At 63.7% G+C, this 24779-nt stretch carries 19 protein-coding genes and 1 pseudogene; 7 read left to right on the top strand and 13 right to left on the bottom strand.

The features are described from left to right. Positions 1-3: 3 nt before the first annotated feature. The gene (gene aceF, locus C8D04_RS04420; protein ID WP_116003771.1) at positions 4-1365 is read right to left on the bottom strand and encodes a dihydrolipoyllysine-residue acetyltransferase; all 1362 of its coding nucleotides are present in this window, start codon (positions 1363-1365) and stop codon (positions 4-6) included. 101 nt (positions 1366-1466) lie between these two features. Continuing rightward, entirely contained in the window at positions 1467-4175 is a 2709-nt protein-coding gene (gene aceE, locus C8D04_RS04415) for a pyruvate dehydrogenase (acetyl-transferring), homodimeric type (RefSeq protein ID WP_116003770.1), read from the bottom strand. 164 nt (positions 4176-4339) lie between these two features. Between aceE and C8D04_RS04410 the strand changes: the two genes are divergently transcribed. From C8D04_RS04410 to C8D04_RS04390, 5 genes are all read left to right on the top strand, one after another. Beyond that, positions 4340-6901: a PAS domain S-box protein gene (locus tag C8D04_RS04410; RefSeq protein WP_116003769.1), complete on the top strand. Its 2562-nt coding sequence runs from the start codon at positions 4340-4342 to the stop codon at positions 6899-6901. Continuing rightward, entirely contained in the window at positions 6898-7524 is a 627-nt protein-coding gene (locus C8D04_RS04405; protein WP_116003768.1) for a response regulator transcription factor, read from the top strand. Before C8D04_RS04410 ends, C8D04_RS04405 begins: the two co-directional genes overlap by 4 nt. A gap of 72 nt (positions 7525-7596) precedes the next feature. Continuing rightward, on the top strand, positions 7597-8451 hold the full coding sequence (folD, locus tag C8D04_RS04400; RefSeq protein ID WP_116003767.1) for a bifunctional methylenetetrahydrofolate dehydrogenase/methenyltetrahydrofolate cyclohydrolase FolD: 855 nt from the start codon (positions 7597-7599) through the stop codon (positions 8449-8451). A 50-nt stretch (positions 8452-8501) separates the two neighbouring features. Continuing rightward, positions 8502-10532: a M3 family metallopeptidase gene (locus C8D04_RS04395; protein ID WP_116003766.1), complete on the top strand. Its 2031-nt coding sequence runs from the start codon at positions 8502-8504 to the stop codon at positions 10530-10532. Between the two features lie 37 nt (positions 10533-10569). Beyond that, positions 10570-11235 carry a glutaredoxin family protein gene (locus C8D04_RS04390; RefSeq protein WP_116003765.1) on the top strand — a complete coding sequence of 222 codons (666 nt, stop codon included), beginning with the start codon at positions 10570-10572 and terminating at the stop codon, positions 11233-11235. 36 nt (positions 11236-11271) lie between these two features. On the opposite strand, the gene rpiA is transcribed toward C8D04_RS04390, so the two are convergent. Continuing rightward, positions 11272-11961 carry a ribose-5-phosphate isomerase RpiA gene (gene rpiA, locus C8D04_RS04385; RefSeq protein WP_116003764.1) on the bottom strand — a complete coding sequence of 230 codons (690 nt, stop codon included), beginning with the start codon at positions 11959-11961 and terminating at the stop codon, positions 11272-11274. A gap of 36 nt (positions 11962-11997) precedes the next feature. Here rpiA and C8D04_RS04380 point away from each other — a divergent pair, with 36 nt between their 5' ends. Beyond that, positions 11998-13065: a quinone-dependent dihydroorotate dehydrogenase gene (locus C8D04_RS04380; protein WP_116003763.1), complete on the top strand. Its 1068-nt coding sequence runs from the start codon at positions 11998-12000 to the stop codon at positions 13063-13065. 335 nt (positions 13066-13400) lie between these two features. Here C8D04_RS04380 and C8D04_RS04370 read toward each other — a convergent pair whose 3' ends face one another. From C8D04_RS04370 to C8D04_RS04330, 9 genes are all read right to left on the bottom strand, one after another. Continuing rightward, positions 13401-13796, bottom strand: coding sequence for a phage holin family protein (locus C8D04_RS04370; RefSeq protein WP_116003761.1), 396 nt, complete (start codon positions 13794-13796; stop codon positions 13401-13403). A 48-nt stretch (positions 13797-13844) separates the two neighbouring features. Then, positions 13845-14156 carry a DUF883 domain-containing protein gene (locus C8D04_RS04365; RefSeq protein WP_116003760.1) on the bottom strand — a complete coding sequence of 104 codons (312 nt, stop codon included), beginning with the start codon at positions 14154-14156 and terminating at the stop codon, positions 13845-13847. A 127-nt stretch (positions 14157-14283) separates the two neighbouring features. Next, positions 14284-15387, bottom strand: coding sequence for an NAD(P)/FAD-dependent oxidoreductase (locus C8D04_RS04360; protein ID WP_116006008.1), 1104 nt, complete (start codon positions 15385-15387; stop codon positions 14284-14286). 17 nt (positions 15388-15404) lie between these two features. After that, on the bottom strand, positions 15405-16442 hold the full coding sequence (locus C8D04_RS04355) for a histone deacetylase family protein (protein WP_116003759.1): 1038 nt from the start codon (positions 16440-16442) through the stop codon (positions 15405-15407). A gap of 42 nt (positions 16443-16484) precedes the next feature. Next, entirely contained in the window at positions 16485-17522 is a 1038-nt protein-coding gene (locus C8D04_RS04350) for a CoA transferase (RefSeq protein WP_116003758.1), read from the bottom strand. Then, the gene (locus C8D04_RS04345) at positions 17522-18631 is read right to left on the bottom strand and encodes an acyl-CoA dehydrogenase family protein (protein ID WP_197905059.1); all 1110 of its coding nucleotides are present in this window, start codon (positions 18629-18631) and stop codon (positions 17522-17524) included. Before C8D04_RS04345 ends, C8D04_RS04350 begins: the two co-directional genes overlap by 1 nt. Positions 18632-18680: 49 nt before the next feature. Then, positions 18681-20828, bottom strand: a complete 2148-nt coding sequence (locus C8D04_RS04340; RefSeq protein ID WP_116003756.1) for a 3-hydroxyacyl-CoA dehydrogenase NAD-binding domain-containing protein — start codon at positions 20826-20828, stop codon at positions 18681-18683. A gap of 14 nt (positions 20829-20842) precedes the next feature. Continuing rightward, the gene (locus C8D04_RS04335) at positions 20843-22048 is read right to left on the bottom strand and encodes an acetyl-CoA C-acetyltransferase (RefSeq protein WP_116003755.1); all 1206 of its coding nucleotides are present in this window, start codon (positions 22046-22048) and stop codon (positions 20843-20845) included. 39 nt (positions 22049-22087) lie between these two features. After that, on the bottom strand, positions 22088-23242 hold the full coding sequence (locus C8D04_RS04330; RefSeq protein ID WP_233521102.1) for an acyl-CoA dehydrogenase family protein: 1155 nt from the start codon (positions 23240-23242) through the stop codon (positions 22088-22090). 256 nt (positions 23243-23498) lie between these two features. On the opposite strand from C8D04_RS04330, the gene C8D04_RS04325 reads away from it, so the two are divergent. Continuing rightward, positions 23499-24158: a TetR/AcrR family transcriptional regulator gene (locus C8D04_RS04325; protein ID WP_116003753.1), complete on the top strand. Its 660-nt coding sequence runs from the start codon at positions 23499-23501 to the stop codon at positions 24156-24158. 119 nt (positions 24159-24277) lie between these two features. Here C8D04_RS04325 and C8D04_RS18895 read toward each other — a convergent pair. Beyond that, positions 24278-24538 (bottom strand): annotated as a pseudogene (locus tag C8D04_RS18895) (BCCT family transporter); the annotation flags it as partial. Positions 24539-24779 lie beyond the last annotated feature (241 nt).

Below are 24779 nucleotides of genomic sequence, written 5' to 3'. Positions count from 1 at the left end.
CGGTTAAAGCACGATGCGGCGGAAGTCCGCCAGCAGCGAGGCAAAGTACACGTTGAAACGCGCAGCGGCAGCGCCGTCGATCACGCGGTGGTCCCAGCTCAGGCTGAGCGGCAGCGAGAGGCGCGGCACGAACTGCTTGCCGTCCCATTGGGGTTCAATGCTGCTCTTGCAGACACCCATGATGGCCACTTCGGGCGCGTTGATGATGGGCGTGAAATACCGCCCGCCAATGCCACCGAGCGAGCTGATGGAGAAGCACCCGCCGCTCATCTCGGCCGGGCTCAGCTTGCCTTCGCGCGCCTTCTTGGCCAGTTCGCCCATCTCCTGGCTGATCTCGAAGATGCCTTTCTTGTCGGCATCCTTGATGACCGGCACCATCAGGCCGTTGGGTGTATCGGCCGCAAAGCCGATGTGGAAGTAGTTTTTGAACACCAGCTGCTCGCCATCGAGCGAGGCGTTGAACTCGGGAAACTTCTTGAGCGCAGCCACGGCCGCCTTGATCATGAAGGCCAGCATGGTGACCTTCACGCCACTCTTCTCGTTCTCTTTGTTCAGTTGCACGCGGAAGGCTTCGAGCTCGGTGATGTCGGCATCGTCATGGTTGGTGACGTGCGGGATGACCACCCAGTTGCGGTGCAGGTTGGCACCGCTGATCTTTTTGATGCGCGAAATATCTTTGCGCTCGATGGGACCAAACTTGGCAAAGTCCACCTTGGGCCAGGGCAGCAGGTTCAGGCCCTCGCCCGAACCACCCGCCGCCGGGGCCTTGGCAGCGGCAGCGCGGGTTTGCGCTGCGCCGCCCATCACCGCCTTGGTGAAGTTCTGCACATCGTCCTGGGTGATGCGGCCCTTGGGGCCTGTACCGACCAGTTCGTCCAGCGGCACGCCCAGCGCCCGCGCAAACTTGCGCACTGAAGGCGATGCATGGGGCAAGCCCGCACTGGGCGTACCAGGCTGATGGGCCGGTACTGCGGCGGCGGCCAGCGGCGCCGCCGCGGGAATGGCGGCGGGTGGCGGTGCCGCAGCGGGCGCTGCTGCAGGTGCAGCTACAACTTCTTCTGTTTTGATAGCTGCTTGCGCTTGCACGGCGGGCGCTGGAGCCGAATTTGATGCAGATTCTGAGCCCCCCGCCACTTCAAGTGTCAGCACGACGGAGCCCTGCTTGACCTTGTCGCCCACCTGCACGCGCAGCTCCTTGACCACGCCTGCATGGCTCGACGGGATTTCCATCGACGCCTTGTCGGATTCCACCGTAATGAGCGACTGCTCGGCCTTCACCGTGTCACCGGGTTTGACCAGCAATTCAATCACGCCTACTACGTCAACGTCCCCGATATCCGGGATCTGGATGTCTACCAATGCCATGTTATGCCTCCTGCCGAACCGCCTCGAAGGAGGCATGCGCCCCCTTGGGGGGCAGCGAATGAATATGAGCGTGGGGGTTCACGGTTTGCCTCCGGTTCTGGTTATGCGTGCAGCGGATTGATCTTGTCGGCCTGAATGCCATATTTGGCAATCGCCTCGGCCACCTTGGTCGCAGGCACGGCGCCTTCTTCGCTGAGCGCCTTGAGCGCGGCAACGACGATGTAGTGGCGGTTGATCTCGAAATGCTCGCGCAGCTTGCTGCGGAAATCACTGCGGCCAAAGCCGTCTGTGCCCAGCACTTTGTACGCACGGCCTGCGGGAATGTACGAACGAATCTGCTCGGCAAACGCCTTCATGTAGTCGGTCGAAGCCACCACCGGGCCGCTGCGGCTGGCCAGCTGCTGCGTGGCAAACGGTACACGCGGTGTCTCCAGCGGGTGCAGCAGGTTCCAGCGCTCGGCGTCCTGGCCTTCGCGGGTCAGCTCGTTGAAGCTGGTGCAGCTCCAGACATCGGCCTGTATGCCCCACTCCGCCGCAAGCAGCTTTTGCGCTTCGAGTGACTCGCGCAGGATGGAGCCCGAGCCCAGCAGTTGCACGCGCTTGTCGCCTTCAGCGCCTTGTTTGCACAGGTACATGCCCTTGATGATCTGCTCTTCGGTGCCGGGCGTGAGGCCGGGCATGGCGTAGTTTTCATTCAATAGGGTGATGTAGTAGTACACGTTTTCCTGGCGCTCCACCATGCGCTTGAGGCCCTCATGCATGATGACGGCCACCTCGTGCGCAAAGCTCGGGTCGTAGCTCACGCAGTTGGGAATGGTGTTGGCCAGAATGTGGCTGTGGCCGTCTTCGTGCTGCAGGCCTTCGCCGTTGAGCGTGGTGCGGCCCGAGGTGCCGCCCAAAATAAAGCCGCGCGCCTGCATGTCGCCCGCCGCCCAGGCAAAGTCGCCAAAGCGCTGAAAGCCGAACATCGAGTAGTACACGAAGAACGGAATCATGATGCGGTTGTTCGTGGAATACGACGTTGCCGCCGCGATCCATGAGCACATGCCGCCCGCTTCGTTGATGCCTTCTTGCAGGATCTGGCCGTCCACCTGCTCCTTGTAGTACATCACCTGCTCGCGGTCGACCGGGGTGTAGAGCTGGCCACGGGGGTTGTAGATGCCGATCTGGCGGAACATGCCCTCCATGCCGAAGGTGCGCGCCTCGTCCACCAGAATGGGCACCACGCGCGGGCCCAGGGCCTTGTCGCGCAGCAACTGCGTCAGGAAGCGCACATAGGCCTGGGTGGTGCTGATCTCGCGGCCTTCGGCCGTGGGCTCCAGAACGGCCTTGAACGTCTCCAGCGACGGCACGGTGAAGTGCTCGTCGGCCTGCTGGCGCCGCTTGGGCAGGTAGCCGCCCAGCGCCTTGCGCCGCTGGTGCAGGTATTGCATTTCCGGCGTGTCGTCGGCCGGCTTGTAATACGGCAGCTTTTCCAGTTCGCTGTCGGGGATGGGAATGGCGAAGCGATCGCGGATGTAGCGGATGTCCTCGTCCGCCAGTTTCTTGGTCTGGTGCACCGTGTTCTTGGCCTCGCCGGCCTTGCCCATGCCATAGCCCTTGACGGTCTTGACGAGCAGCACGGTCGGATGGCCCTGGTGGGCGTTGGCCGAATGGAAGGCGGCGTACACCTTTTCAGGGTCGTGGCCACCACGGCGCAGCTCCCAGATGTCATCGTCGCTCAGGTGCTCTACGAGCTTGAGCGTCTCGGGATACTTGCCAAAGAAATGCTTGCGAATGTAGGCGCCATCCATGGCGCGGTAGGTCTGGTAGTCGCCATCCAGCGTTTCCATCATCACTTGGCGCAGCTTGCCGCTCTTGTCGCGCGCCAGCAGGTCGTCCCAGCCCTTGCCCCACAGGAGCTTGATGACGTGCCAGCCGGCACCGCGGAAGTCACCCTCGAGCTCCTGGATGATCTTGCCGTTGCCGCGCACCGGGCCGTCGAGCCGCTGCAGGTTGCAGTTGATGACGAAGATCAGGTTGTCGAGGTTCTCGCGCGCCGCCAGGCTGATGGCGCCCTTGCTTTCTGGCTCGTCCATCTCGCCGTCGCCCAAAAACACCCAGACTTTGCGGTTGGCCGTATCGGCAATGCCGCGGGCGTGCAGGTACTTGAGAAAACGCGCCTGGTAGATCGCCATCATCGGCCCCAGGCCCATGCTGACGGTAGGGAACTGCCAAAAGCCCGGCATCAGCTTGGGGTGCGGGTAGCTAGAGAGCCCCTTGCCGCCCACTTCTTGCCGAAAATTTTCCAGCTGGTCTTCGGTAATGCGGCCTTCCAGGTAGGCGCGGGCGTAAATGCCTGGCGCGCTGTGGCCCTGGAAGTAAATGCAGTCGCCGCCGTGGTTTTCGCTCTCGGCGTGCCAGAAGTGGTTGAAACCGGCGCCCCACATGCTGGCCAGCGAAGCAAACGAGCCGATATGGCCGCCCAGGTCGCCGCCGTCGGCCGGGTGCAGGCGGTTGGCACGCACCACCATGGCCATGGCGTTCCAGCGCATGTAGGCGCGCAGGCGTTTTTCAATCGAAATATTGCCCGGGCAACGCGCTTCCTGGTCGGGCTCAAGCGTATTCACGTAGCCGGTGTTGGCAGAAAACGGCAGGTCGATGCTGCTCTGGCGGGCATGCTCCAGGAGCTGCTCGAGCAGGAAGTGGGCACGCTCAGGGCCTTCTTTTTCGATGACGGCGGAGAGTGCCTCCATCCACTCACGGGTTTCCTGTTGGTCGATGTCGGTGGGCTCGCCGTGAACGGCCGGGGAATCGGGTTGAGTGGACATGTTTTGTCTCCTAGGTAATTGCCACAATTTAGTGCGTTCGCCCTATTTTTGCACAATTTTTCTATTTTTCAAATTATGCTTTTCATTTTTACTATGTGATATTTTGCTGCAAACGCACATTTGCTGGGCGAAGGCTCGCCCGGCGCTCCCCTACACTCGGGGGCATGTTGGAACAACCACCCGCCACACCACCGCGAAAGCTGTCCCGTGCCGCACTGGCCCAGTGGTGGCGTGTCTGGTGGCGCAGCCTTTCTCCGGTGCGCCAGGACCGGTTTGCCGCCCTGGCGCCGCTGGCCGCCGTGCTGATCTTCATGGCAGCCATCGTGGCCGCTTTCTGGTACCTGCGCGTGGAAGAAGGCGAGCGCGAGCAAGAAGCTTTGCGCCGCGACATCGAATACGCGCAACAGCGGGTGCGCCTGCGCCTGCTCGAGCGCCAAGAGCAGATCATGCGCATCGCACGCGACCTCTCCAACCAGGACATGGAGCGCACCCAGTTCGGCCAGCGCGCCGAGTCTCTGGTCAGCCAATACCCTGAACTGCAGGCCATCACCTGGATCGACGAGCGCGGCCGCATCCGCGCCAGCCACTCCGCACCCACACTGGCGGGTAGCCAGGTGCGCGTGGCGGGTGAAGTGCTTAAGCCCGGCCCCACCGCAGACAACTTTGGCCTGACCCGGGACCTGCAGCAGCCCGTGTATGTCCAGCCATCGGCCGTCGCTAACGAGTCAACGCCTTTGCTGCAGGTGCTTGTTCCACTCAACGTGCAAGGCAAGTTCGGCGGGGTGGTGCTCGGCGAATACTCCATTGACAGCCTGCTGCGCTATGGCACGCCCACCGAGGTGCTGGCACGTTACGCCGTGACACTGCTGGACGACAAGGGCCAGGTGCTGGCGGGCACTCCCCTGCAGAACCGCAACCGGGCCGCACAGTGGATACCCTGGAGCGCTAAGGCCAACGAGTACGCCGTGCCTATTTCACCAGTGGGCAACGGCCTGGTGCTGCGTGCGCAGGCCTACCGCACGTCACTCGGTGTGGTGGGCAGCGGCTTGTTCTGGCTGGTGGGTACCCTCAGCGCCATGACGGCCTGGATGCTGATTGCCACCTGGCGCCACACCCGCCGCCGCATGCAGGCCCAACTGGCCCTGGTGGCTGAAACCAATTTCCGCCGCGCCATGGAAAACTCGGTGCTCACCGGCATGCGCGCGCTCGACCTGCAGGGGCGCATCACCTACGTGAACGCGGCTTTCTGCCAGATGACCGGCTGGACCGAAGCCGAGCTGGTGGGCCAGACCGCCCCCTTCCCTTACTGGCCCGAATCCGAATATGAGCAGCTCAGCGCCCGACTGCAGGATGAGCTGAACGGCAAAACCGTCTCCGGTGGCTTCCAGGTGCGGGTGCGGCGCAAGAACGGGGCCCTGTTCGATGCGCGCCTGTATGTGTCGCCCCTGATCGACGCCCGGGGCCAGCAGACAGGCTGGATGACCTCGATGACCGACATCACCGAGCCCAACCGCATCCGCGAGCAGCTGTCGGCCTCGCACGAGCGCTTCACCATCGTGCTCGAATCGCTGGACGCCTCGGTCTCGGTGGCCCCTTTGGGCAGTGAAGAGCTGTTGTTTGCCAACAAGCTCTATCGCTTGTGGTTTGGCTCGCAAACCGGCGGTCACCTGCAACTGGTCGCCCAGGCCGGTGTCTTGCCCGCCTCCAGCGCCAGTGCCAGCGGTGCGGACGACGAAGACGGCCTGATGGGCCTGCCCGCCGACCCGCTGACCAGTGCGCACTCGGAAAACGCCGAAATCTACCTGCCCGACCTGGGCAAATGGCTGGAGGTGCGCTCGCGCTATCTCAGCTGGGTCGATGGGCGCCTGGCGCAGATGGTGATTGCCACAGACATCACGCCGCGCCGCCTGGCCGAAGAACAGACGGCGCGCCAGACCGAGCGCGCCCAGTCGGTCAGCCGCCTGATCACCATGGGCGAGATGGCGTCGAGCGTGGCCCACGAACTGAACCAACCGCTGACCGCCATCAGCAACTACTGCAGCGGCATCATTTCACGCATCCACAGCGGCAATATCACCGAAGAAACCTTGCTGGCCGCCCTGGAGAAAACTGCGCACCAGGCACAGCGCGCGGGCCAGATCATCCAGCGCATCCGCGATTTCGTGAAGAAAAGCGAGCCCAACCGACAGCTGGCCGACGTGGCCGCCATGGTGAATGAGGCCGTAGAGCTGGCCGACATCGAGCTGCGCCGCCACAACGTGCGCCTGACCCACTATGTGGCCGCCCGCCTGCCTCCTGTCATGGCCGACACCATCCTGATCGAACAGGTGCTGGTCAACCTCATGAAGAACGGCGCCGAATCCATTGCCCACGCCGAGCGCGCCCTCGCAGGGCGCAGTGTGGAACTGCGCGTGGTTCCGCGCCAGATCGAGGGCCTGCAGGTGGTCGAGTTTTCGGTACAGGACACGGGCAAGGGCCTGGCCACTGAAGTGCTCGAACGCCTGTTCGAAGCCTTTTTCTCCACAAAAAGTGAAGGCATGGGCATGGGTCTGAACCTGTGCCGTAGCATTGTCGAATCGCACCAGGGCAGGATGCAGGCCGAGAACATCTACAATGGTTTAGAGGTCACGGGTTGCCGATTTTCTTTCTGGTTACCGCTCGCTGCGCCTGCCAACGACACTACAGAACCTGTAGCAAACGCACATACCCCAAGGACAATTGCATGAGTTTGATTCCCAAAAAAGGCACCGTCTATGTGGTGGACGACGATGAAGCCGTCCGCGATTCGCTTCAATGGCTGCTCGAAGGCAGAGACTACCGGGTACGATGTTTCGACTCGGCCGAATCGTTTCTGTCGCGCTACGACCCGCGCGAGATTGCATGCCTGATCGTCGATATCCGCATGGGCGGCATGACCGGACTGGACCTGCAAGACCGCTTGCTGGAGCGCAATTCTCCCTTGCCCATCGTCTTCATCACCGGCCATGGCGACGTACCCATGGCTGTCGACACCATGAAGAAAGGCGCGCTGGATTTCATCCAGAAGCCTTTCAACGAAGAAGCACTGGTGAACCTCGTCGAGCGCATGCTCGACCACGCACGCGAAGCCTTTGCAGGCCACCAACAGGCCGCCAGCCGCGACGCCCTGCTTTCCAAACTCACCAGCCGCGAAGCACAGGTGCTCGAGCGCATCGTGGCCGGCCGCCTGAACAAGCAGATCGCCGACGACCTGGGCATCAGCATCAAGACCGTGGAGGCGCACCGCGCCAACATCATGGAAAAGCTGGGCGCCAACACCGTGGCCGACCTGCTCAAAATCGCCCTGGGCCAGAATGCGCCCAAGGCTTGATGACTCCTCTTTTTATAGCTTTCAGCGCTTACCAGTAGTGCGTTAGAGTCACTTTTTATTTAAATTTTGAGCATGACAGCCCAACTGATTGACGGCAACGCCCTCTCCCGCCAGCTGCGCACGGAAGTGGCCGAACGCGCCCAGGCCCTCAAAGCCCGTGGCATTACCCCTGGCTTGGCCGTGGTACTGGTGGGCGATAACCCTGCCAGCCAGGTCTATGTGCGCAACAAGGTCAAGGCCTGCCATGAGGCGGGCTTGCACTCGGTGCTGGAGCAATACCCCGCCGACCTGGGCGAAGCCGAGCTGCTGGCGCGGGTCAACGCCCTCAACAAAGACCCCGCCATCCACGGCATCCTGGTGCAGCTGCCCCTGCCCGCGCACATCGATGCGCAAAAGGTCATCGAGGCCATCTCGCCCGCCAAGGACGTCGATGGCTTCCACATGGCCAGCGCAGGCGCATTGATGACCGGCATGCCCGGTTTCTGGCCCTGCACGCCGTACGGCTGCATGAAAATGCTGGAGAGCATCGGCTACGACCTCAAGGGAAAGCACGCCGTCGTCATCGGCCGCAGCAACATCGTCGGCAAGCCCATGGCACTGATGCTGCTGGCCCAGGACGCCACGGTCACCGTCTGCCACTCGCGCACGAAGGACCTCAAGGCGCAGACCCTACAGGCCGACGTGATCGTCGCCGCCGTGGGCAAGCGCAACGTGCTCACAGCCGACATGGTCAAGCCCGGCGCCGTGGTGCTGGACGTGGGCATGAACCGCAACGATGAAGGCAAACTCTGCGGCGACGTGGACTTTGACGGCGTCAAGGCCGTGGCCGGCCATATCACCCCAGTACCCGGCGGCGTAGGCCCCATGACCATCACCATGCTGCTGGTCAACACCCTCGAAGCCGCTGAACGCACGGCTGCACGCTGACACCGCGCCCCCGCCTTGAACCTGCGCCCCGCGCCGCCATCTAAGCCCGCATGAGCAATCCCCTTCTCGACTTCTCCGACCTGCCCGCATTCGACCGCATCGCGCCTGCCGATGTAGCACCCGCCATCGACGCCCTGCTAGGCCGCGCTGATACGGCGCTGGAAGCGGTGACAGCCACCGATTTCCCTGCGCGCTGGGACGCCATCGCCCAGGTGCTGGACGTTGCCACCGAGGAACTGGGGCGCGCCTGGGGTGCGGTGAGCCACCTCAACAGCGTGGCCGACACACCTGAGCTGCGCGCCGCCTACAACGAGGCCTTGCCGCGCGTGACCGAGTTCTGGACGCGCCTGGGCGCCGACGAACGCCTGTATGCCAAGTACAAAGCCATCGACCCGGTTCTGCTCAATGCCGAACAGCGCCAAGCCCTGAAGAACGCCGTGCGCAACTTCGTGCTCTCGGGCGCCGAACTCACTGGGGCCGCCAAAGAGCGCTTCGCCCAAATCCAGGAGCGCCAGGCCGAGCTGCAGCAAAAATTCAGCGAAAACACGCTCGACGCTACCGACGCCTTTGCCTACTACGCCCGCGCCGAAGAACTCGACGGCGTTCCACAAGATGTGCAGCAGGCCGCACGGCAGGCTGCCGAGGCCGAAGGCAAAGAGGGCTACAAGCTCACGCTGAAAATGCCGTGTTATCTGCCCGTGATGCAGTTTGCCCGCAGCAGCGCCTTGCGCGAGCGGCTCTACCGCGCCTACACCACCCGCGCCTCTGACCAGGCCGAAGGCGATGCCACGCGCTTTGACAACAGCGCCTTCATCCAGGAAATTCTGGCTTTGCGCCAGGAAGAAGCACGCCTGCTGGGCTACGCCAATTTTGGTGAAGTGTCCGTGGTACCCAAAATGGCACAGTCGCCCACCGAAGTGGTCGCTTTTTTGCGCGACCTGGCCCGCCGTGCGCGCCCCCATGCCGAAAAAGACGTGGCCGATCTGCGCGCCTTTGCCGCCGAACAGCTGGGCTTGAACGACCCGCAGGCCTGGGACTGGCCCTATGTGGCCGAGAAGCTCAAGGAAGCCCGCTACGCTTTCAGTGAGCAGGAACTGCGCCAGTATTTCCCGGCCCCCACGGTGCTGGCCGGCCTGTTCAAAATTATTGAAACGCTGTTTGAAGTGGCCATCCGGCCCGACCAGGCTCCGGTATGGCACCCGGCGGTGGAGTTCTACCGCATCGAACGGGGCGGCACTCTGGTCGGCCAGTTCTACCTGGACCAGCCCGCGCGCACCGGCAAACGCGGCGGCGCCTGGATGGACGACGTGCGTACCCGCTGGCTGCGCCCCGACACCGGCGCCTTGCAAACCCCGGTGGCCCATCTGGTGTGCAACTTTGCCAGCGGTGTGGACGGCAAACCGGCCCTGCTCACGCACGACGACGTCATCACCCTGTTCCACGAATTTGGCCACGGCCTGCACCACATGCTGACGCAGGTGAATGAACGCGATGTTTCGGGCATTGGCGGCGTGGAGTGGGATGCGGTGGAGCTGCCCAGCCAGTTCATGGAAAATTTTTGCTGGGAATGGGAGGTTCTGCAGCACATGACCGCCCATGTGGACACGGGGGCGCCCCTGCCCCGGCCGCTGTTCGACAAAATGATCGCCGCCAAGAACTTCCAGAGTGGCATGCAAACCTTGCGCCAGATCGAGTTCGCATTGTTCGACATGCTGCTGCACACCGAGCACGACCCAGCGCAGGATTTCATGCCCCTGCTGGACCTGGTGCGCGCCGAAGTGGCCGTATTGCAGCCACCGGCCTTTAGCCGCACGGCGCACACCTTCAGCCATATTTTTGCAGGCGGCTATGCCGCTGGTTATTACAGCTACAAATGGGCCGAGGTGCTCAGTGCCGACGCCTACGCCGCGTTTGAGGAAACCGCGGCCCCCGATGGCACACCCAATGCCGAAACCGGGCGCCGTTACCGCCAGTCCATTCTGGAGGCGGGCGGTAGCCGCCCTGCCATGGAATCCTTCAAAGCCTTCCGGGGCCGCGAACCCAGCCTGGATGCGCTCTTGCGCCACCAGGGAATGGCTTGAAAATACTGCGATTGCCACCGCTTTTGGAGACCGTCCGATGAACCTGATGCGCCCATCCTTCGCCCTGCTTTCCTTGCTCTGCGCCGCCAGTGCCTGCAACCTGGCCTTGGCCCAGTCTGTTCACCGCATTGTCGGACCGGACGGCAAGGTCACCTTCTCGGATCGAGCCCCCAGCAAGGCCGCTGCGACCGAGAGCATGGTGATGCCGGGACCCGCATCATCAGGCGCTACGGCATCCCTGCCCTACGAGCTGCGCCAGGTGGCATCCAAGTTTCCCGTCACTCTCTACTCGGGCCCGGACTGTTCGCCTTGTGTCAACGCACGCAACTTGTTGACGCTGCGCGGTGTGCCGTTCACCGAACGTACCGTCGAAACGCAAGACGATGTCGCCGCGCTCCAAAGGCTGAGCGGAGACGCCAGCCTGCCCTTTGGAACCATTGGTGGGCAACAGCTGCGCGGTTTTTCTGACACGGAATGGACGCAGTACCTTGACTTGGCCGGGTACCCCAAAGAATCGAAACTGCCACCCAGCTACCGGCGCCCCGCCGCGACGCCGCTGGTCGCTCTCAAGCGTGCTGAGCCAGCTTCAGCCCCTGCCGAAGCCGCAGAAGCCCAGCGTGCGCCTGTGCGCGCACGCCCCGCACCGCCCCCACCGGAACCAGGCACTCCAACGCCATCCAACCCGGCCGGCATCCGATTCTGAGCAAACGGGCCACGGCACCGGAGCCCGTTAACACGCTCAATAGGTCAGCGTCTGCACACCTTGGGCCGTGCCCAGCAGGCAGACCTGCGCCTTCTGGTGCGCAAAAATACCCACGGTGACCACCCCAGCCCACTGATTGATCTCTGACTCGATCGCAAGCGGATCAGCAATGCGCAGACCTGTTACATCCAGGATGTGCTGTCCGTTGTCGGTCACCAGCGGCTGGCCATTCTTCAGGCGCAGCGTGGCCTGGCCGCCCAATACGGCAAAGCGGCGGGCAATATGCGCCGCTGCCATGGGGATGACCTCTACCGGCAGGGGAAAGCGCCCCAGCGTATCCACAAGCTTGGATTCATCAGCGATGCAGACGAATTGCCGCGCCAGCGACGCCACGATTTTCTCTCGCGTCAGGGCAGCGCCGCCGCCCTTGACCATGTAGCCCTTCCCATCGATTTCATCGGCGCCGTCCACATAGACCGCGAGCTGCTCGACCTCGTTGGCGTCGAACACCGGGATGCCGATAGCGCGCAGACGCTCGGTGCTGGCGATGGAGCTGGAAACAGCGCCGCGCACCTGGTCCTTGATCGTGGCCAGTGCGTCAATAAACTTGTTGACGGTGGAGCCGGTGCCCACGCCCACAATGTCGCCGGGCACCACATAGCGCAGGGCAGCCTGGCCAACCAGGGCCTTGAGTTCGTCTTGGGTCAGGGGGGTAGGTGTCGTCATGGGAGAGAATCAAGGGGTGAACACTGAATTATCCCCATGTCGCTGATCCCCTACGCCCTTACCCGCCCATTCCTGTTCGGCCTCGACGCCGAAACCGCTCACGACCTCACCATGGACATGCTGGCCCGCGGCCAGGGCACGCCCTTGCAGTGGGCCTGGTGCAATGAAACCGTGCACGACCCTATCGAGCTGGCGGGGTTGCTCTTCCCTAACCGCGTAGGCCTGGCGGCCGGGCTGGACAAAAATGCACGCTGCATCGACGCACTGGGCGCCATGGGCTTTGGTTTTGTCGAAGTGGGCACGGTCACGCCCAAGGGACAACCGGGCAACCCCAAGCCGCGCATGTTCCGCCTGCCCGAAGCGCGCGCGCTCATCAACCGACTGGGTTTCAACAACGACGGGCTGGACGCCTTTCTCCACAACGTGCAACAGGCGAAATTCCGCACCAAGCAGCAGCACCCCCTGCTGCTGGGCCTGAACATTGGCAAGAATGCCACTACGCCCATCGAAGAGGCCACGCGCGACTATCTCACCTGCCTCGATGGCGTTTACCCCCATGCAGACTATGTGACAGTGAACATCAGTTCGCCCAATACCCAGAACCTGCGTGCACTGCAAAGCGATGCTGCCCTGGACAGCCTGCTCGGCGCCATTGCCGAGCGGCGCGAACAACTGGCCGGAAAGCACCGCAGGGCCGACGGTCAACCGCGCCGCGTGCCGATTTTTGTAAAAATTGCGCCCGATCTGGACGAAGCCCAAGTGGCCGTCATTGCCGCAACGCTGCAGCGCCACGGCATGGATGGCGTGGTTGCCACCAATACCACCATCAGCCGCACTGCGGTGCAAGGTATGCGCCATGCCGAAGAAGCCGGCGGCCTGAGCGGCACCCCTGTTCTGGAGGCGAGCAACCAGGTCATCCGCCAGTTGCGCTCCGCCCTGGGCAGCCGCTTCCCCATCATCGGGGTAGGCGGCATCATGGGCCCTGAAGATGCCGTCAGCAAGATCCGCGCAGGTGCTGATGTGGTGCAGATTTACACCGGGTTGATCTACGAAGGCCCAGCAATCGTGGCGCGCACGGCGCGCGCGCTCAAAAACCTGGCCTGACGAGGCAGGCGGGTCTTATCGCCCGCGCAACTGCATGACGAGGGGCAAAATCACCCCCGCCCAGCGCACCAAGCGCCGCGGCCCCGCCGCCAATGCGGCGCCCAGCACGGCCGTCACAACCACAGGATGCAGTTTGGCAAAGACCGCTAGCCGTTGAATCACAGGCGCATCGGGGGAAACGCCTGGGGTATTACGGGCTTGGGTCTGCAGCTGTTGGCGCTGCGCGCTACGGGCACGCAGTCTGGTCCGCTGGGTTGCAATACGCTCTAGCACCCGTTGCTGCTGAGCGGTGGGGCGCCGAGCGGTGGGCACGGATGCAGGGGAAGACGACATGCTCACAGGTGCTCCTTGATTTCGCGCCAGTCTTGTTGCAACTCCTGGCGGGTCAGTGCAAAGGCATTGCCTGCCTGGCGGGTTACCGACAGCAGTGCGGCCAAGGAGCCGCCCCAGACCAACAACCACAGGGCCGCCAAAATCCAGGCCACCAGTGAACGGTGCGGCGTGTCCCAGAACTGCACCAGCAAAGCCAGCGAAAGCACAACCAGCGCCACCACGGTCAGTGCGGCCACGGCAATGCCGAGCAGCAGCAGCTGACGCAGCCTGCGTTTTTGCTCCTGCCATTCGAGACGCGCCAACTCAGCCCTGTCTTCGATGGCCATGGCACCTTCCATGGCTGCGGCGCGCCAGCGCAAGACAAGCGTTTCAAGCCCGAAAAGGGAAATCCAGTTCATGACACCTCCCTCCCCACTTGCAGTCTGTCTATTGCCAGAACGCTCGCTTCAACGGCGTGCAAGCAGGAATCCCACCAGCGCGCCCACAGCCATGGCGGCACCTGCAACACGCCAGGGCTCGTCGTGGGCATAACGGTCGGCAGCGCGTGCGGCATCCTTGGCCTGGCGCGCGGCTTCCTGGGCTGCACGCACGGCGGAATCGCGGGCGTTGTGCAGGCCATCGTCCAGGCGCTGGCGCAGCATCTTGATTTCGGGTACGCCGTCAAAATCCTTGTTGGACATCAGGGCACGCAGGTCGGAGACCAGTTTCTCCAGTTCGGACTGGGTGCTTTGGAGTACATCGTTTGCAGAAGTCGTCATATCAGCCTTTCATGAAAAATACAAATCAGGCATGCCCGCAGGTGCCAATTTGCGACCACCATGGGCTCATCTTAGCGATGATGGGCAAAACCCCGCAAGAAAGTTGGTCGGATGCGGCTATCACCCGTCAGTCTTGCAGCAGGGCAGCGACATGGGCGCCAATGGCCAGCGCACTGGTCAGGCCGGGCGATTCGATGCCGAACAACTGAACCAGTCCGGGCACCCCGTGCACTGCCGGCCCCTGGATACAGAAGTCGGCCATCAGTCCCTGCGGGCCACGCACCTTGGGCCGAATGCCGGCGTAGCCCGGCGCCAGCGCACCATCGCGCAGCCCCGGCCAGTATTTGCGTACTTCGGCATAGAACGCATCGCCCCGCGTGGCATCCACCAGCAGGTCGTTGGCACTGTCCACCCATTGCACATCGGGACCAAACTTGGCCTGGCCACCCAGGTCCAGCGTCAGGTGTACACCCAGGCCGGAGGCTTCGGGCACGGGATAGATCAGGCGCGAGAAAGGTGCCCGGCCAATGAGCGTGAAATAGTTGCCCTTGACGTAACACGCCTGCGGCACGTGCACCGGGTCCATGCCCGCAAACCGCGCCGCCAGACCGGGAGCGGCCAGACCGGCCGCGTTCACCACGGTTGTTGCACGCAATCGCGTACCGTCCTTCACTACCAATTCAATAGCTTCTTGCGCGCATTGGGCTTGCTCTAGAGGCGAATTCAATGCCAAAACACCGCCTTGACTCTCCAGATCACCCAGCAAGGCCAGCATCAGGCCGTGGCTGTCCACAATGCCCGTGCTGGGCGAATGCAGGGCAGCTACGCATTCCAGGGCAGGTTCCAGCGCCTGCGCTGCATTGCGATCGAGCCACTCCAGGTCGAGCACGCCATTGGCCTGTGCGTGGCGCTGTACCGCCTGCAAGGCGGACAGCTGCGCGACATCCGTGGCCACCACCAGTTTGCCGCAGCGCTGGTGGGGAACATGGCGCTCGGCGCAGTAGCCATACAACATCTCGCGGCCCTGCACACACAGGCGCGCTTTGAGCGAACCCGCAGCGTAGTACAGGCCCGCATGGATAACCTCGCTGTTGCGCGCACTGGTGCCGGTACCCATGGCGTTCGCCGCCTCCAGCACCAAGACCTCGCGCCCCTGCAGCGCCAGCGCACGCGCCACTGCCAGCCCCACCACACCAGCACCCACCACCACGCAATCGACCTGGTCCACCATACCCATTCCTTCTGCCGTCAAGCCTGTTCAAAACCATCGAGCACGTTCACGGCATTGGTGCCCAGTTCTGCAGCCGCATAGCCCCCCTCCAACACAAACACCGTCGGCATGCCCAGCCGCGCCAGGCGTTCGCCCAGCCGCAAGAAGTCGGGCGACGCCAGCGCAAAGCGCGAGATCGGATCACCCTCATAGGTATCGAGCCCCAGCGATACCACCAGGGCATCGACACCATCCGCCGCAATGCGCGCACAGGCCTGATCCAGGGCGTCAAACCAGGCCACGACAGAGCTCCCCGCTGCCAGCGGAAGGTTGAGGTTGAAGCCAGCCCCGGCGCCTTCACCGGCTTCATCGGCATGGCCCAGGTAGAACGGATATTCGGTGCGCGGGTCGCCGTGGATGCTGACGAACAGCACATCGGCGCGGTCATAAAAAATGCCCTGCGTGCCGTTGCCGTGGTGGTAGTCGACGTCCAGCACGGCAACGCGGGCGGCGCCCTGATCGCGCAGCGTTTGCGCGGCCACCGCCGCGTTGTTGAGAAAGCAGTAACCCCCCATAAAGTCAGGCCCTGCATGGTGACCCGGCGGGCGTGTACAGCAGAACGCAGCGCGCGCACCACCGGCCACGCGCACTGCTGCGCTGGCAGCAGCATCGGCGCCGGCCTTGGCTGCCTGCCAGGTGCCAGCGGCCAAGGGTGAGCCGTTGTCCATGGAATACAGCCCGAGGCGGGCAACGAAGTTGTCGGGTTCGATGTCGCTGCGCAGGGTACGCACAGGCCAGACCGACGGAAAGGGCTGGACATCGGCGTTGGCCGGATCGAGCGCCAGCCACTGCGACCAGGCCGTCGTGAGGAATTGCAGGTAGCGCAGCATATGCACCTGGGCCAGCGCAGGGGTGCTGTCGTGGTCAGGCGCCAGCAGCACATGGCCTTGCTCGGTCAGGCGGGTCTCGACATAGTCAACGCGCGCAGGCTTCTCGAAACACGGCACCCGCTCACCCCGGAAAAACTCATAGGCCGGAGCGTGCAGGTGGTGCAGCGGGTTGTGAAAGGTGATCATGCTGCTGAGTGTAAAAGCGGCGCAGCATGATTTAAGCCCGCATCAGGGCAGTATCTCGGCCCAGGGCTGGTGCCGCACCCCATCCGCGAACAAGGGGTGCGCCTGCGCTTCTTCCAGCGTGAGCACCGGCGTTACGCAGGCATCGGCCTGTGCAAAGCGCTCGCTCCAGTACTCCAGCGGGTGCGACGCCACAAGCCGCGCCACCGCATCGCGCAGAGCGGCGGACTCGGGCGAGCCCGGCAGTTGCCCGCGTTGCCAGTGCTGCGCCACCCAGTCAGCGCGGCCAAAGACCTCGCACGCTGCCTTCCAGAACTTGAACTCCAGCGCCCCCACGGCCAGGTGGCGCCCGTCCTGCGTGGCGTAGAGGTTGTAGCAAGGCAGCACGCCGTTGAGCAAGTCTTCGCCCGCGCCGGGGCGGCGCCCCAGCAGCGGCGCCAGCATGGCGCCCGTGGCCTGGGGCATGACCAGTTGGGCGTGCAGGCCATGGACCATGCTCACGTCCAGGTGCCGACCCTGCCCCGTCTTCTGTGCCTCGAACACGGCCGCCAGCACGGCGATGCAGGCCATGGCGCTGCCGCCCGCGAGGTCGCCCCACTGCACGTTGGACAGGGCCAGTTCGCCCGTGGGCGCGCGCATCTGGTCCAGCACGCCCGACAGCGCCATGAAGTTCAGGTCGTGCCCCGCCTTCTGCGCCCAGGGGCCGTGCTGGCCGTAGCCGGTGATGGACACCATCACCAGGCGCGGGTTCAGCGCGTGCAACGTGGCCGCATCCAGCCCCAGGCCCTGCAGCACACCGGGGCGGAAGCTGTCGAGCAGCACGTCGGCCTCCTGCACCCAGGCGCGCAGGCGGTCCAGGTCGGCGCTGCTGCGGAAGTCGATGCTGCGGCATTCCTTGCCGTGGTTGAGCGCCTCGAACAGCGCCGCCAGCGGCCGCGCCGGGTCACCCTCGGGCGGCTCCACCTTGACGATGGTGGCGCCCAGGTCGGCCAGCAGGCGCGTGGCGAAGGGACCGGGCAGGTTGCGCGTGAGGTCGAGCACGCGCAGGCCGGACAGCAACGGTGGCAATGCGGTATCGCCCATCAGAGTCCCAATTGCTTAGAAATGATCTCGTTCATGATCTCGTGCGTGCCGCCACCGATCGAGAGGATGCGGTTGTCGCGGTACAGGCGCTCGACCAGCGACTCGCGCATGTAGCCCATGCCGCCAAAGATCTGCACCGCCTCATCCGTGACCATGGTGGACACCGAGGTGGCGAAGTTCTTGGCCATGGAGACCTCGGCAATCGCCGACTCGCCCGCCTGCATGCGCGCGGCGCAGCGGTAGGTGTACTCCCGCGCCACGTTCACCTGCGTGGCCATTTCGGCCAGCTTGTGGCGGATGACCTGGTGCTTGGACAGCGGCTTGCCGAAGGTGGTGCGCTCCTTCACGTAGGCCAGGCATTGCTCCAGCGCGAGCTGCGCCGTCATGGTCGCCATGATGGCCAGGCTCAGGCGCTCGGCCTGGAAGTTGGCCATGATGGTGAAGAAGCCCGAGTTCTCCGGCCCCAGCAGGTTTTCCGCCGGCACGCGGCAGTCCTGGAAGAACAGCTCGGCCGTATCCGAGGCCCACCAGCCCATCTTCTTGAGCGTGCGCCCCACGGTGAAGCCCGGCGTGCCCTTCTCGATGAGCAGCAGCGAGACGCCGCCAAAACCCGCCTCGCCCGTGCGCACGGCCACGGTGTAGTAGTCGGCGCGCGCGCCCGAGGTGATGAAGGTCTTGGAGCCGTTGACCACATAGTGGTCGCCATCACGCACCGCGCGGGTCTTGAGGTTGGCCACGTCCGAGCCGCCGCTGGGCTCGGTGATGGCCAGGGCGATGATCTTCTCGCCCGCGAGCACCTGCGGCACGATGCGCTGCTTGAGCTCGTCCGAACCCGTGCGCCAGACCGGCGGCAGGCCGATGTCCAGCGAACCCAGGCTGGCGACGAAGCCACCCGAGCCGCTGCGCATCAGTTCCTCGCTGGCGGCTACCTTCAGGAACACGTCCTGCTCGCCCGAGCCGCCGAACTCGGTGGGGTGGCCTATGCCCAGCAGGCCCAGGCTGCCGGCCTGCTGGTACACCTCGCGCGGGAAACCGCCCGCCTCTTCCCATGCGTCGATGTGCGGCTTGACCGCCTCGTTGACGAAGCGGCGCATGGTGTCGCGCACCATGCCGTGCGTTTCGTTGAAGTAGTCCACGTACACGCTGGCCAGGGCGGGATCACGCATCCTGGAACCTCGCGTTTTCCTGCGCCATCTGGACCAGAATGGCCGCGGGCTCGAAGCGCGCGCCATGCTGCCGCGCCAGTTCACGCGAGCGCGCTACGAAGCGCTGTACGCCCATGGCGTTGATGAACTGCAGCGCGCCGCCCTGGTGCGGCGCGAAGCCCCAGCCGAAGATGGAGCCGATGTTGGCGTCGGCCACCGAGCGCACCACGTTTTCCTCGAAGCAGCGCGCGGCCTCGTTGGCCTGGATGAACATCAGCCGGTCCACCAGCTCCTGCTGCGTGGGCTGGTCGGCGCGCGGCGGGTACAGGGTGGTCAGCTCCGGCCACAGGCTCTTTTCCTTGCCCTGGTAGTCGTAAAAGCCCTTGCCGGCCTTCTTGCCGACGCGGCCCAGTTCGGCGCAGAGCTTGCGCAGCACGGCCTCGCCAGGGTGCGTGGGGTAGCTCTTGCCTTCGGCCTCCAGGTCGCGGCGCGTCTGGTCGCTCACGTGCAGCGACAGGCTCAGCGACACCTCGTCCTGCAGGGCCAGCGGCGGCATGGGCATGCCGGCCTTGACGCCCGCCACCTCGATGGAGCGCGGATGCACGCCCTCGGCCAGCATGGCGATGCCCTCCATCACGTAGGTGGCGAACACACGCGAGGTATAGAAGCCCCGGCTGTCATTCACCACGATGGGCGTCTTGCCGATCTGCAGCACGTAGTCGAAACCGCGCGCCAGCGTGGCGTCCGACGTCTTCTCGCCCACGATGATCTCGACCAGCGGCATCTTGTCCACGGGCGAGAAGAAATGCAGGCCGATGAAGTGCGCCGGGCGGCGGCTCACCTGGGCCAGGCCGGTGATGGGCAGCGTGGAGGTGTTGGAGGCGAACACCGCGTCCTCGCCGATCACGGCCTCGGCCAGCTTGGTGCAGTCGGCCTTGATGGCGCGGTCCTCGAACACGGCCTCCACCACCAGGTCGCAGCCCTGCAGGTCTTCGTAGCGCGTGGTCGGCTGGATGCGCGCAAGCAGCGCATCTCGCTTGTCCTGCGTGGTCTTGCCGCGCGACAGGGCCTTGTCCAGCAGGCCCTGCGAGTAGGCCTTGCCCTTGTCGGCGTTCTCATGCGTGGTGTCGAGCAGTACCACGTCGATGCCAGCCTTGGCCGAGACGTAGGCGATGCCCGCGCCCATCATGCCCGCACCCAGGATGCCGACCTTTTTGACTTTGCCCTGCGGCTGGTTCGCGGGGCGCGACTGGCCCTTCTTGATGGCACCCAGCTGATACCACAGCGTGCCGATCATGTTCTTGCTGATCTGCGAGACGATGCAGGCCGCGAAGTAGCGCGACTCGACCTGCAGCGCGTTGTCGATGTCGAGCAGGCAGCCTTCGAACAGGCAGCTCATGATGTGCGTGATGGCCGGGTAGTTGCCATGCGCCTTGGCGTTGGCCATGGAGGGCGCGATGGCCAGCATCTGCACCACGGACGGGCTCTTGCTGTCGCCGCCGGGGATGCGGAAGCCCTTGGCGTCCCAGGGCTGCACGGGCTTGGGGTTGGCCAGGCACCAGTCACGCGCCTTTTGCAGCAGCTCCTCGCGCGTGGCCGCCAGGTCGTTGACGATGCCCAGGCCCTTGGCCTTGGCGGGGCTCAGCTCCGTGCCCTGGGTGATGAGTTCAAAGCTCTTCTGGATGCCGATCAGGCGCGGCAGGCGCTGCGTGCCACCGGCGCCGGGCAGCAGGCCCAGCTTGACCTCGGGCAGGCCGATCTTGGCCTTGGGGTCGTCGATGGCGAAGCGGGCGTGGCAGGCCAGCGCCAGTTCCAGGCCGCCGCCCAGCGTGGTCCCGTTGAGGGCGGCCACCACGGGCTTGCCGCATTTCTCCATGCGGCGCAGCAGGGCCTTGAGTTCTTCGCCGAGCTGGAAAGCCTGCTCTACGGTGGTGATCTGGCTGAGCTGGTCAATATCGGCGCCCACGATGAAGGAGGGCTTGCCGGAGGTGATGACCAGCCCTTTGAGAGAGTCTTCTTTCTCCAGCCGCTCCAGAAGGGTGGCGAAGCCGCCCAGCAGCTCGGGCGTAAGCACATTCATCACGCGGCCAGGCTGGTCGAAGGTGACCAGGCCGATGCCGCTGGCATCCACGTCGAAGGCGATGGTGTTGTTCTGTGTCATGGTTCGGCCTTTCCTCAAACGCGTTCGATGATGGTCGCGATGCCCATGCCGGCACCGACGCACAGGGTGGCCATGGCTGTGGCTTTGCCGGTGCGTTCCAGCTCGTCCAGCGCCGTGCCCAGGATGATGGCGCCCGTAGCGCCCAGGGGGTGGCCCATGGCGATGGCACCACCGTTCACATTCACGCGGTCGAGCGAAACGCCCAGGTCGCGCGCCGTCTTCATCGGCACGGTGGCGAAGGCCTCGTTGATTTCCCACAGGTCGATGTCAGATGCCGCCATGCCCGCCTTGGCCAGGGCCTTGCGCACCGCCGGCGTGGGGCCGGTCAGCATGATGGTGGGCTCGGAGCCGATGACGGCGCACATTCGCACCTTGGCGCGGGGCTTGAGGCCCGCCTTATCGCCCGCAGCCTTGCTGCCCAGCAGCATCAACGCCGCGCCATCGACAATGCCCGAGGAGTTGCCCGCGTGGTGGTGGTGGTGGATCTTCTCGATGGTGGTGTACTTGTCCAGCGCCGTGGAATCAAAACCCATGGCGCCCATCATTTCGAACGAGGAATTGAGCTTGGCGAGCAATTCGACCGAGGTCCCCGGGCGGATGGTTTCGTCATGGTCCAGCCAGGTCATGCCATTGATATCCGTGACCGCGACCAGCGATTTTGCAAAGCGCCCCCCGGCCTGTGCGGCCGCCGCACGGCGGTGCGACTCGGCTGCAAAGGCATCCAGGTCCTGGCGGCTGAAGCCCTCCAGCGTGGCAATCAGGTCGGCGCCGATGCCCTGGGGCACAAAGGCCGTTCCGCTGTTGATGCGTGGGTCCATCACCCACGCTCCACCGTCACTGCCCATGGCCCAGCGGCTCATGGATTCGACACCTCCCGCAACGACCATGTCCTCCATGCCGGACATGATCTTGGCCGTGGCCAGGTTCACAGCCTCCAGGCCCGAGGCACAGAAGCGCGAGAGCGTCACGCCAGCCACACTTTGCGCCCAGCCAGCATCCAGCACGGCTGTACGGGCGATGTCGGCACCCTGCTCTCCTACCGGGGTGACACAGCCGAGAACGAGATCGTCCACCAGCGCGGTATCGAGCTGGTTGCGCTGCTGCAAGGCCTGCAGCAGCGTGCGCAGCAGCCACACGGGCGTGGCCTGGTGCAGGCCGCCATCTTTTTTACCCTTGCCGCGCGGGGTACGCACGGCGTCGAAAATATAGGCTTCGGTCATGGAAGCTCCTTCAATGGTTAAAGTTTTTCTGGTCTGGCATCACAGAAAACGCGAAGCCAGTTCCTTCATGATTTCGTTGGTGCCGCCGTAGATGCGCTGCACGCGGGCATCGGCATACAGGCGGGCGATGGGGTATTCCTTCATGTAGCCGTAGCCACCAAAGAGCTGCAGGCATTCGTCGATCAGCTTGCACTGGTTGTCGCTAATCCAGTATTTGATAAGCGCGGCACGGTCCACGCCTAGCCCACCCTGGAGGTGCGCCACCATGGCCGCATCGACCAGCGCGCGCGAGGCCATCAGCAGTGCCTGGCATTCGGCCAGCTTGAAACGGGTGTTTTGGAACGAGAAGATCGGCTTGCCAAACGCCTTGCGCTCCTTGGTGTAGGCCAGCGTTTCCTGCATGGCCAGCTCCATGGCGGCAATACCTGCAAACGCCACGATCAGGCGCTCCTGCGGCAACTCCTGCATCAGTTGCACGAAGCCCTGTCCCTCATGCTCACCCAACAGGTTGGCAGCCGGAATCACCACATCGTCAAAAAACAACTCCGAGGTGTCCTGCGCATCCATACCCAGTTTGTCGAGATTGCGGCCGCGGCGGAAGCCCTGCACCTGGTCGGTCTCAACCACCATCAGCGACATGCCTTGCGCTCCCTGGTCCTTATCGGTCTTGCAGACCACAATGACGAGGTTGGCCAGCTGCCCATTGGTGATGAAGGTCTTGCTGCCGTTGATGCGGTAGTTTTCGCCCTCTTTGATCGCGGTGGTGCGCACCGCCTGCAGGTCCGAGCCCGTGCCCGGTTCGGTCATGGCAATGGCGCCAATCAGCTCGCCCGTGGCCAGGCGCGGCAGCCAGCGCTTCTTCTGCTCTTCGGTGCCATGGTGCAGGATGTAGGGCGCCACGATGCCCGAGTGCAGCGAGCCGCCAAATCCCGAAACGTTGGCCGAGCCCTGCGCCAGGATGAGCACCGCCTCATGGCCAAAATCTCCCCCGCCACCGCCGTATTCCTCGGGCATGGAAGCACACAGAAAACCATTGGCGCCTGCCTCTTCCCAGGCTTCGCGGTCCAACATGCCCGCCTTGCGCCAGGCTTCGTCCTTGGGTGCCCACTGCTCCTTGAAAAAACGACGTGCCGAGTCGTACAGCATCTGGTGCTCTTCGGTCATCCAGGCAGGGGCAAAATTTTGAATAGCCACGGGTTCAAATCCTCCGGTAATGCAAACAAAAGAACTTGCATCGATGTATCGCACCACCAAATTAGTAATTTCAGTTACCGAAAATTGGTGTGCCGACACAGACCCATCTGCAAGCTCTTGCATGTGCCATCACCCTTTTCATACAAGAGAATATGAGGGTGACGCAACAGTCCGTATCTTGACCAAACCGGCTCTGGATGACAAGTTGACGCAATTTTCTTCCGCTGCCATAGCTCATTTGGTAATATAAATTTCCATGACAGCTCCCCCCCTTGCTCCGACACCCGACGCTCCGCCTGCACAGACAGGCGCCAAGCTTCACCGCAGTGCCCAGCTTTCGCAGATGCGCAGCGACACCCAGGCGCGCATCGAAAAAGCAGTTCTGGCGCTCTTTTCCAGCCGTGATTTCCATGAAGTAGGCCTGATCGACGTGGCGCGCGCCGCCAATGTCTCATTGCAGACGATCTACAAGTACTTCGGCAGCAAGGAAGTGCTGGTCTACACCATGCTCGACGTGATGCTGGGCCGCCTGGCCGAACGCATGATCGACCACCTGCAGGGCATTGACGGTGTCCGCGAACGCCTGCGCAAAACCTGCTGGGTCACTCTGGACTACATGGACAAGCACCCCGCCTTGATGCTGCTGATGTTCACGGCCGTGCCCGTATCGCGGTACAAGAACATCGACATCTACGAAAGCCCCAAGCTGATGGGTGCTTTTTTGGGGGTCTTCAAGGATGGCCAGTCCCGGGGCGTGCTCAACAGCAAGGTGTCATCCAAGGTGCTGCTGGATGTCTTCATGGGCATGATCGGCCGGGTCGTGCTGATGCACATCGTGCGCGAAGAAAAAACGCCACTGACCGATCAGTTCAATGAACTGTTCCAGATTTTGTGGCGTGCAATGTCGGCCGACTGATGTCTGATTGGGCTTGGTACAACAAGCAAAAGGTTGGGCCCATGCCCATGCCCACGCACTGGCCACACAGCGCCTGAGCGGGCCCAGGAACATGCGTACCATTGCCAGTGACGACTGGAGACTGGCCAGCCCGAGCGCAGCGTGGGCGGCAGGTGGTAGCGAAACCCGAAGTAGGCCAGCACCATACCCATCGGGCCGTACACCGCCCAAGCGTGAAATTCCCAGTAAGAGAAGGTCAATTCAAGCGCCTCGCGTGCAGCCGCTGGTGTGCCACCCGTTTTGGTCGGGCGCGGCGGCGTCCGGCCCCAGGCGGATGTCGTCCAAACGGCTGGTCGCGATCAACACCAGAACCCCGTGACGGCTACGGTATAGAACCAGTCGGAAACCCCCCTCAGGTCTGTACACCGGAGAAAAGCTGGTCTGTACTGTCCGGGTACAACCCGCAAAACACCAGCAACGCTGGCACGACCACCGGGGCGCCAGCGTGGCGAAGGGCTGAGCCTCTGCAGTGACGGGAGGGTACAGGAGCGCCTTCTTACGGCTCTGTAGATTTCACAGGTGTTTGGACCGTGGGTCAGCCTCAAAGGAATGGATGAACCACACTGCCCCCGATAGGCCGCA

The organism is Simplicispira sp. 125 (genome assembly GCF_003096555.1).
Lineage (GTDB): Bacteria > Pseudomonadota > Gammaproteobacteria > Burkholderiales > Burkholderiaceae_C > Simplicispira.
The sequence above is the reverse complement of the archived record's forward strand: the minus strand, read 5'-3'. Positions and strand labels throughout refer to the sequence as shown.

What these genes read in the sequence shown, in the direction of transcription:
- C8D04_RS04395 (WP_116003766.1), top strand. Translation starts at nt 8,502, where the DNA reads ATGAGCAATCCCCTTCTCGACTTCTCCGACCTGCCCGCATTCGACCGC.
- C8D04_RS04390 (WP_116003765.1), top strand. Translation starts at nt 10,570, where the DNA reads ATGAACCTGATGCGCCCATCCTTCGCCCTGCTTTCCTTGCTCTGCGCC.
- aceE (WP_116003770.1), bottom strand. Translation starts at nt 4,175, where the DNA reads ATGTCCACTCAACCCGATTCCCCGGCCGTTCACGGCGAGCCCACCGAC.
- C8D04_RS04325 (WP_116003753.1), top strand. Translation starts at nt 23,499, where the DNA reads ATGACAGCTCCCCCCCTTGCTCCGACACCCGACGCTCCGCCTGCACAG.
- C8D04_RS04410 (WP_116003769.1), top strand. Translation starts at nt 4,340, where the DNA reads ATGTTGGAACAACCACCCGCCACACCACCGCGAAAGCTGTCCCGTGCC.
- C8D04_RS04380 (WP_116003763.1), top strand. Translation starts at nt 11,998, where the DNA reads ATGTCGCTGATCCCCTACGCCCTTACCCGCCCATTCCTGTTCGGCCTC.
- C8D04_RS04335 (WP_116003755.1), bottom strand. Translation starts at nt 22,048, where the DNA reads ATGACCGAAGCCTATATTTTCGACGCCGTGCGTACCCCGCGCGGCAAG.
- C8D04_RS04405 (WP_116003768.1), top strand. Translation starts at nt 6,898, where the DNA reads ATGAGTTTGATTCCCAAAAAAGGCACCGTCTATGTGGTGGACGACGAT.
- aceF (WP_116003771.1), bottom strand. Translation starts at nt 1,365, where the DNA reads ATGGCATTGGTAGACATCCAGATCCCGGATATCGGGGACGTTGACGTA.
- C8D04_RS04370 (WP_116003761.1), bottom strand. Translation starts at nt 13,796, where the DNA reads ATGAACTGGATTTCCCTTTTCGGGCTTGAAACGCTTGTCTTGCGCTGG.
- folD (WP_116003767.1), top strand. Translation starts at nt 7,597, where the DNA reads ATGACAGCCCAACTGATTGACGGCAACGCCCTCTCCCGCCAGCTGCGC.
- C8D04_RS04350 (WP_116003758.1), bottom strand. Translation starts at nt 17,522, where the DNA reads ATGGGCGATACCGCATTGCCACCGTTGCTGTCCGGCCTGCGCGTGCTC.
- C8D04_RS04340 (WP_116003756.1), bottom strand. Translation starts at nt 20,828, where the DNA reads ATGACACAGAACAACACCATCGCCTTCGACGTGGATGCCAGCGGCATC.
- C8D04_RS04345 (WP_197905059.1), bottom strand. Translation starts at nt 18,631, where the DNA reads ATGGTGCGCGACACCATGCGCCGCTTCGTCAACGAGGCGGTCAAGCCG.
- rpiA (WP_116003764.1), bottom strand. Translation starts at nt 11,961, where the DNA reads ATGACGACACCTACCCCCCTGACCCAAGACGAACTCAAGGCCCTGGTT.
- C8D04_RS04360 (WP_116006008.1), bottom strand. Translation starts at nt 15,387, where the DNA reads ATGGTGGACCAGGTCGATTGCGTGGTGGTGGGTGCTGGTGTGGTGGGG.
- C8D04_RS04355 (WP_116003759.1), bottom strand. Translation starts at nt 16,442, where the DNA reads ATGATCACCTTTCACAACCCGCTGCACCACCTGCACGCTCCGGCCTAT.
- C8D04_RS04365 (WP_116003760.1), bottom strand. Translation starts at nt 14,156, where the DNA reads ATGACGACTTCTGCAAACGATGTACTCCAAAGCACCCAGTCCGAACTG.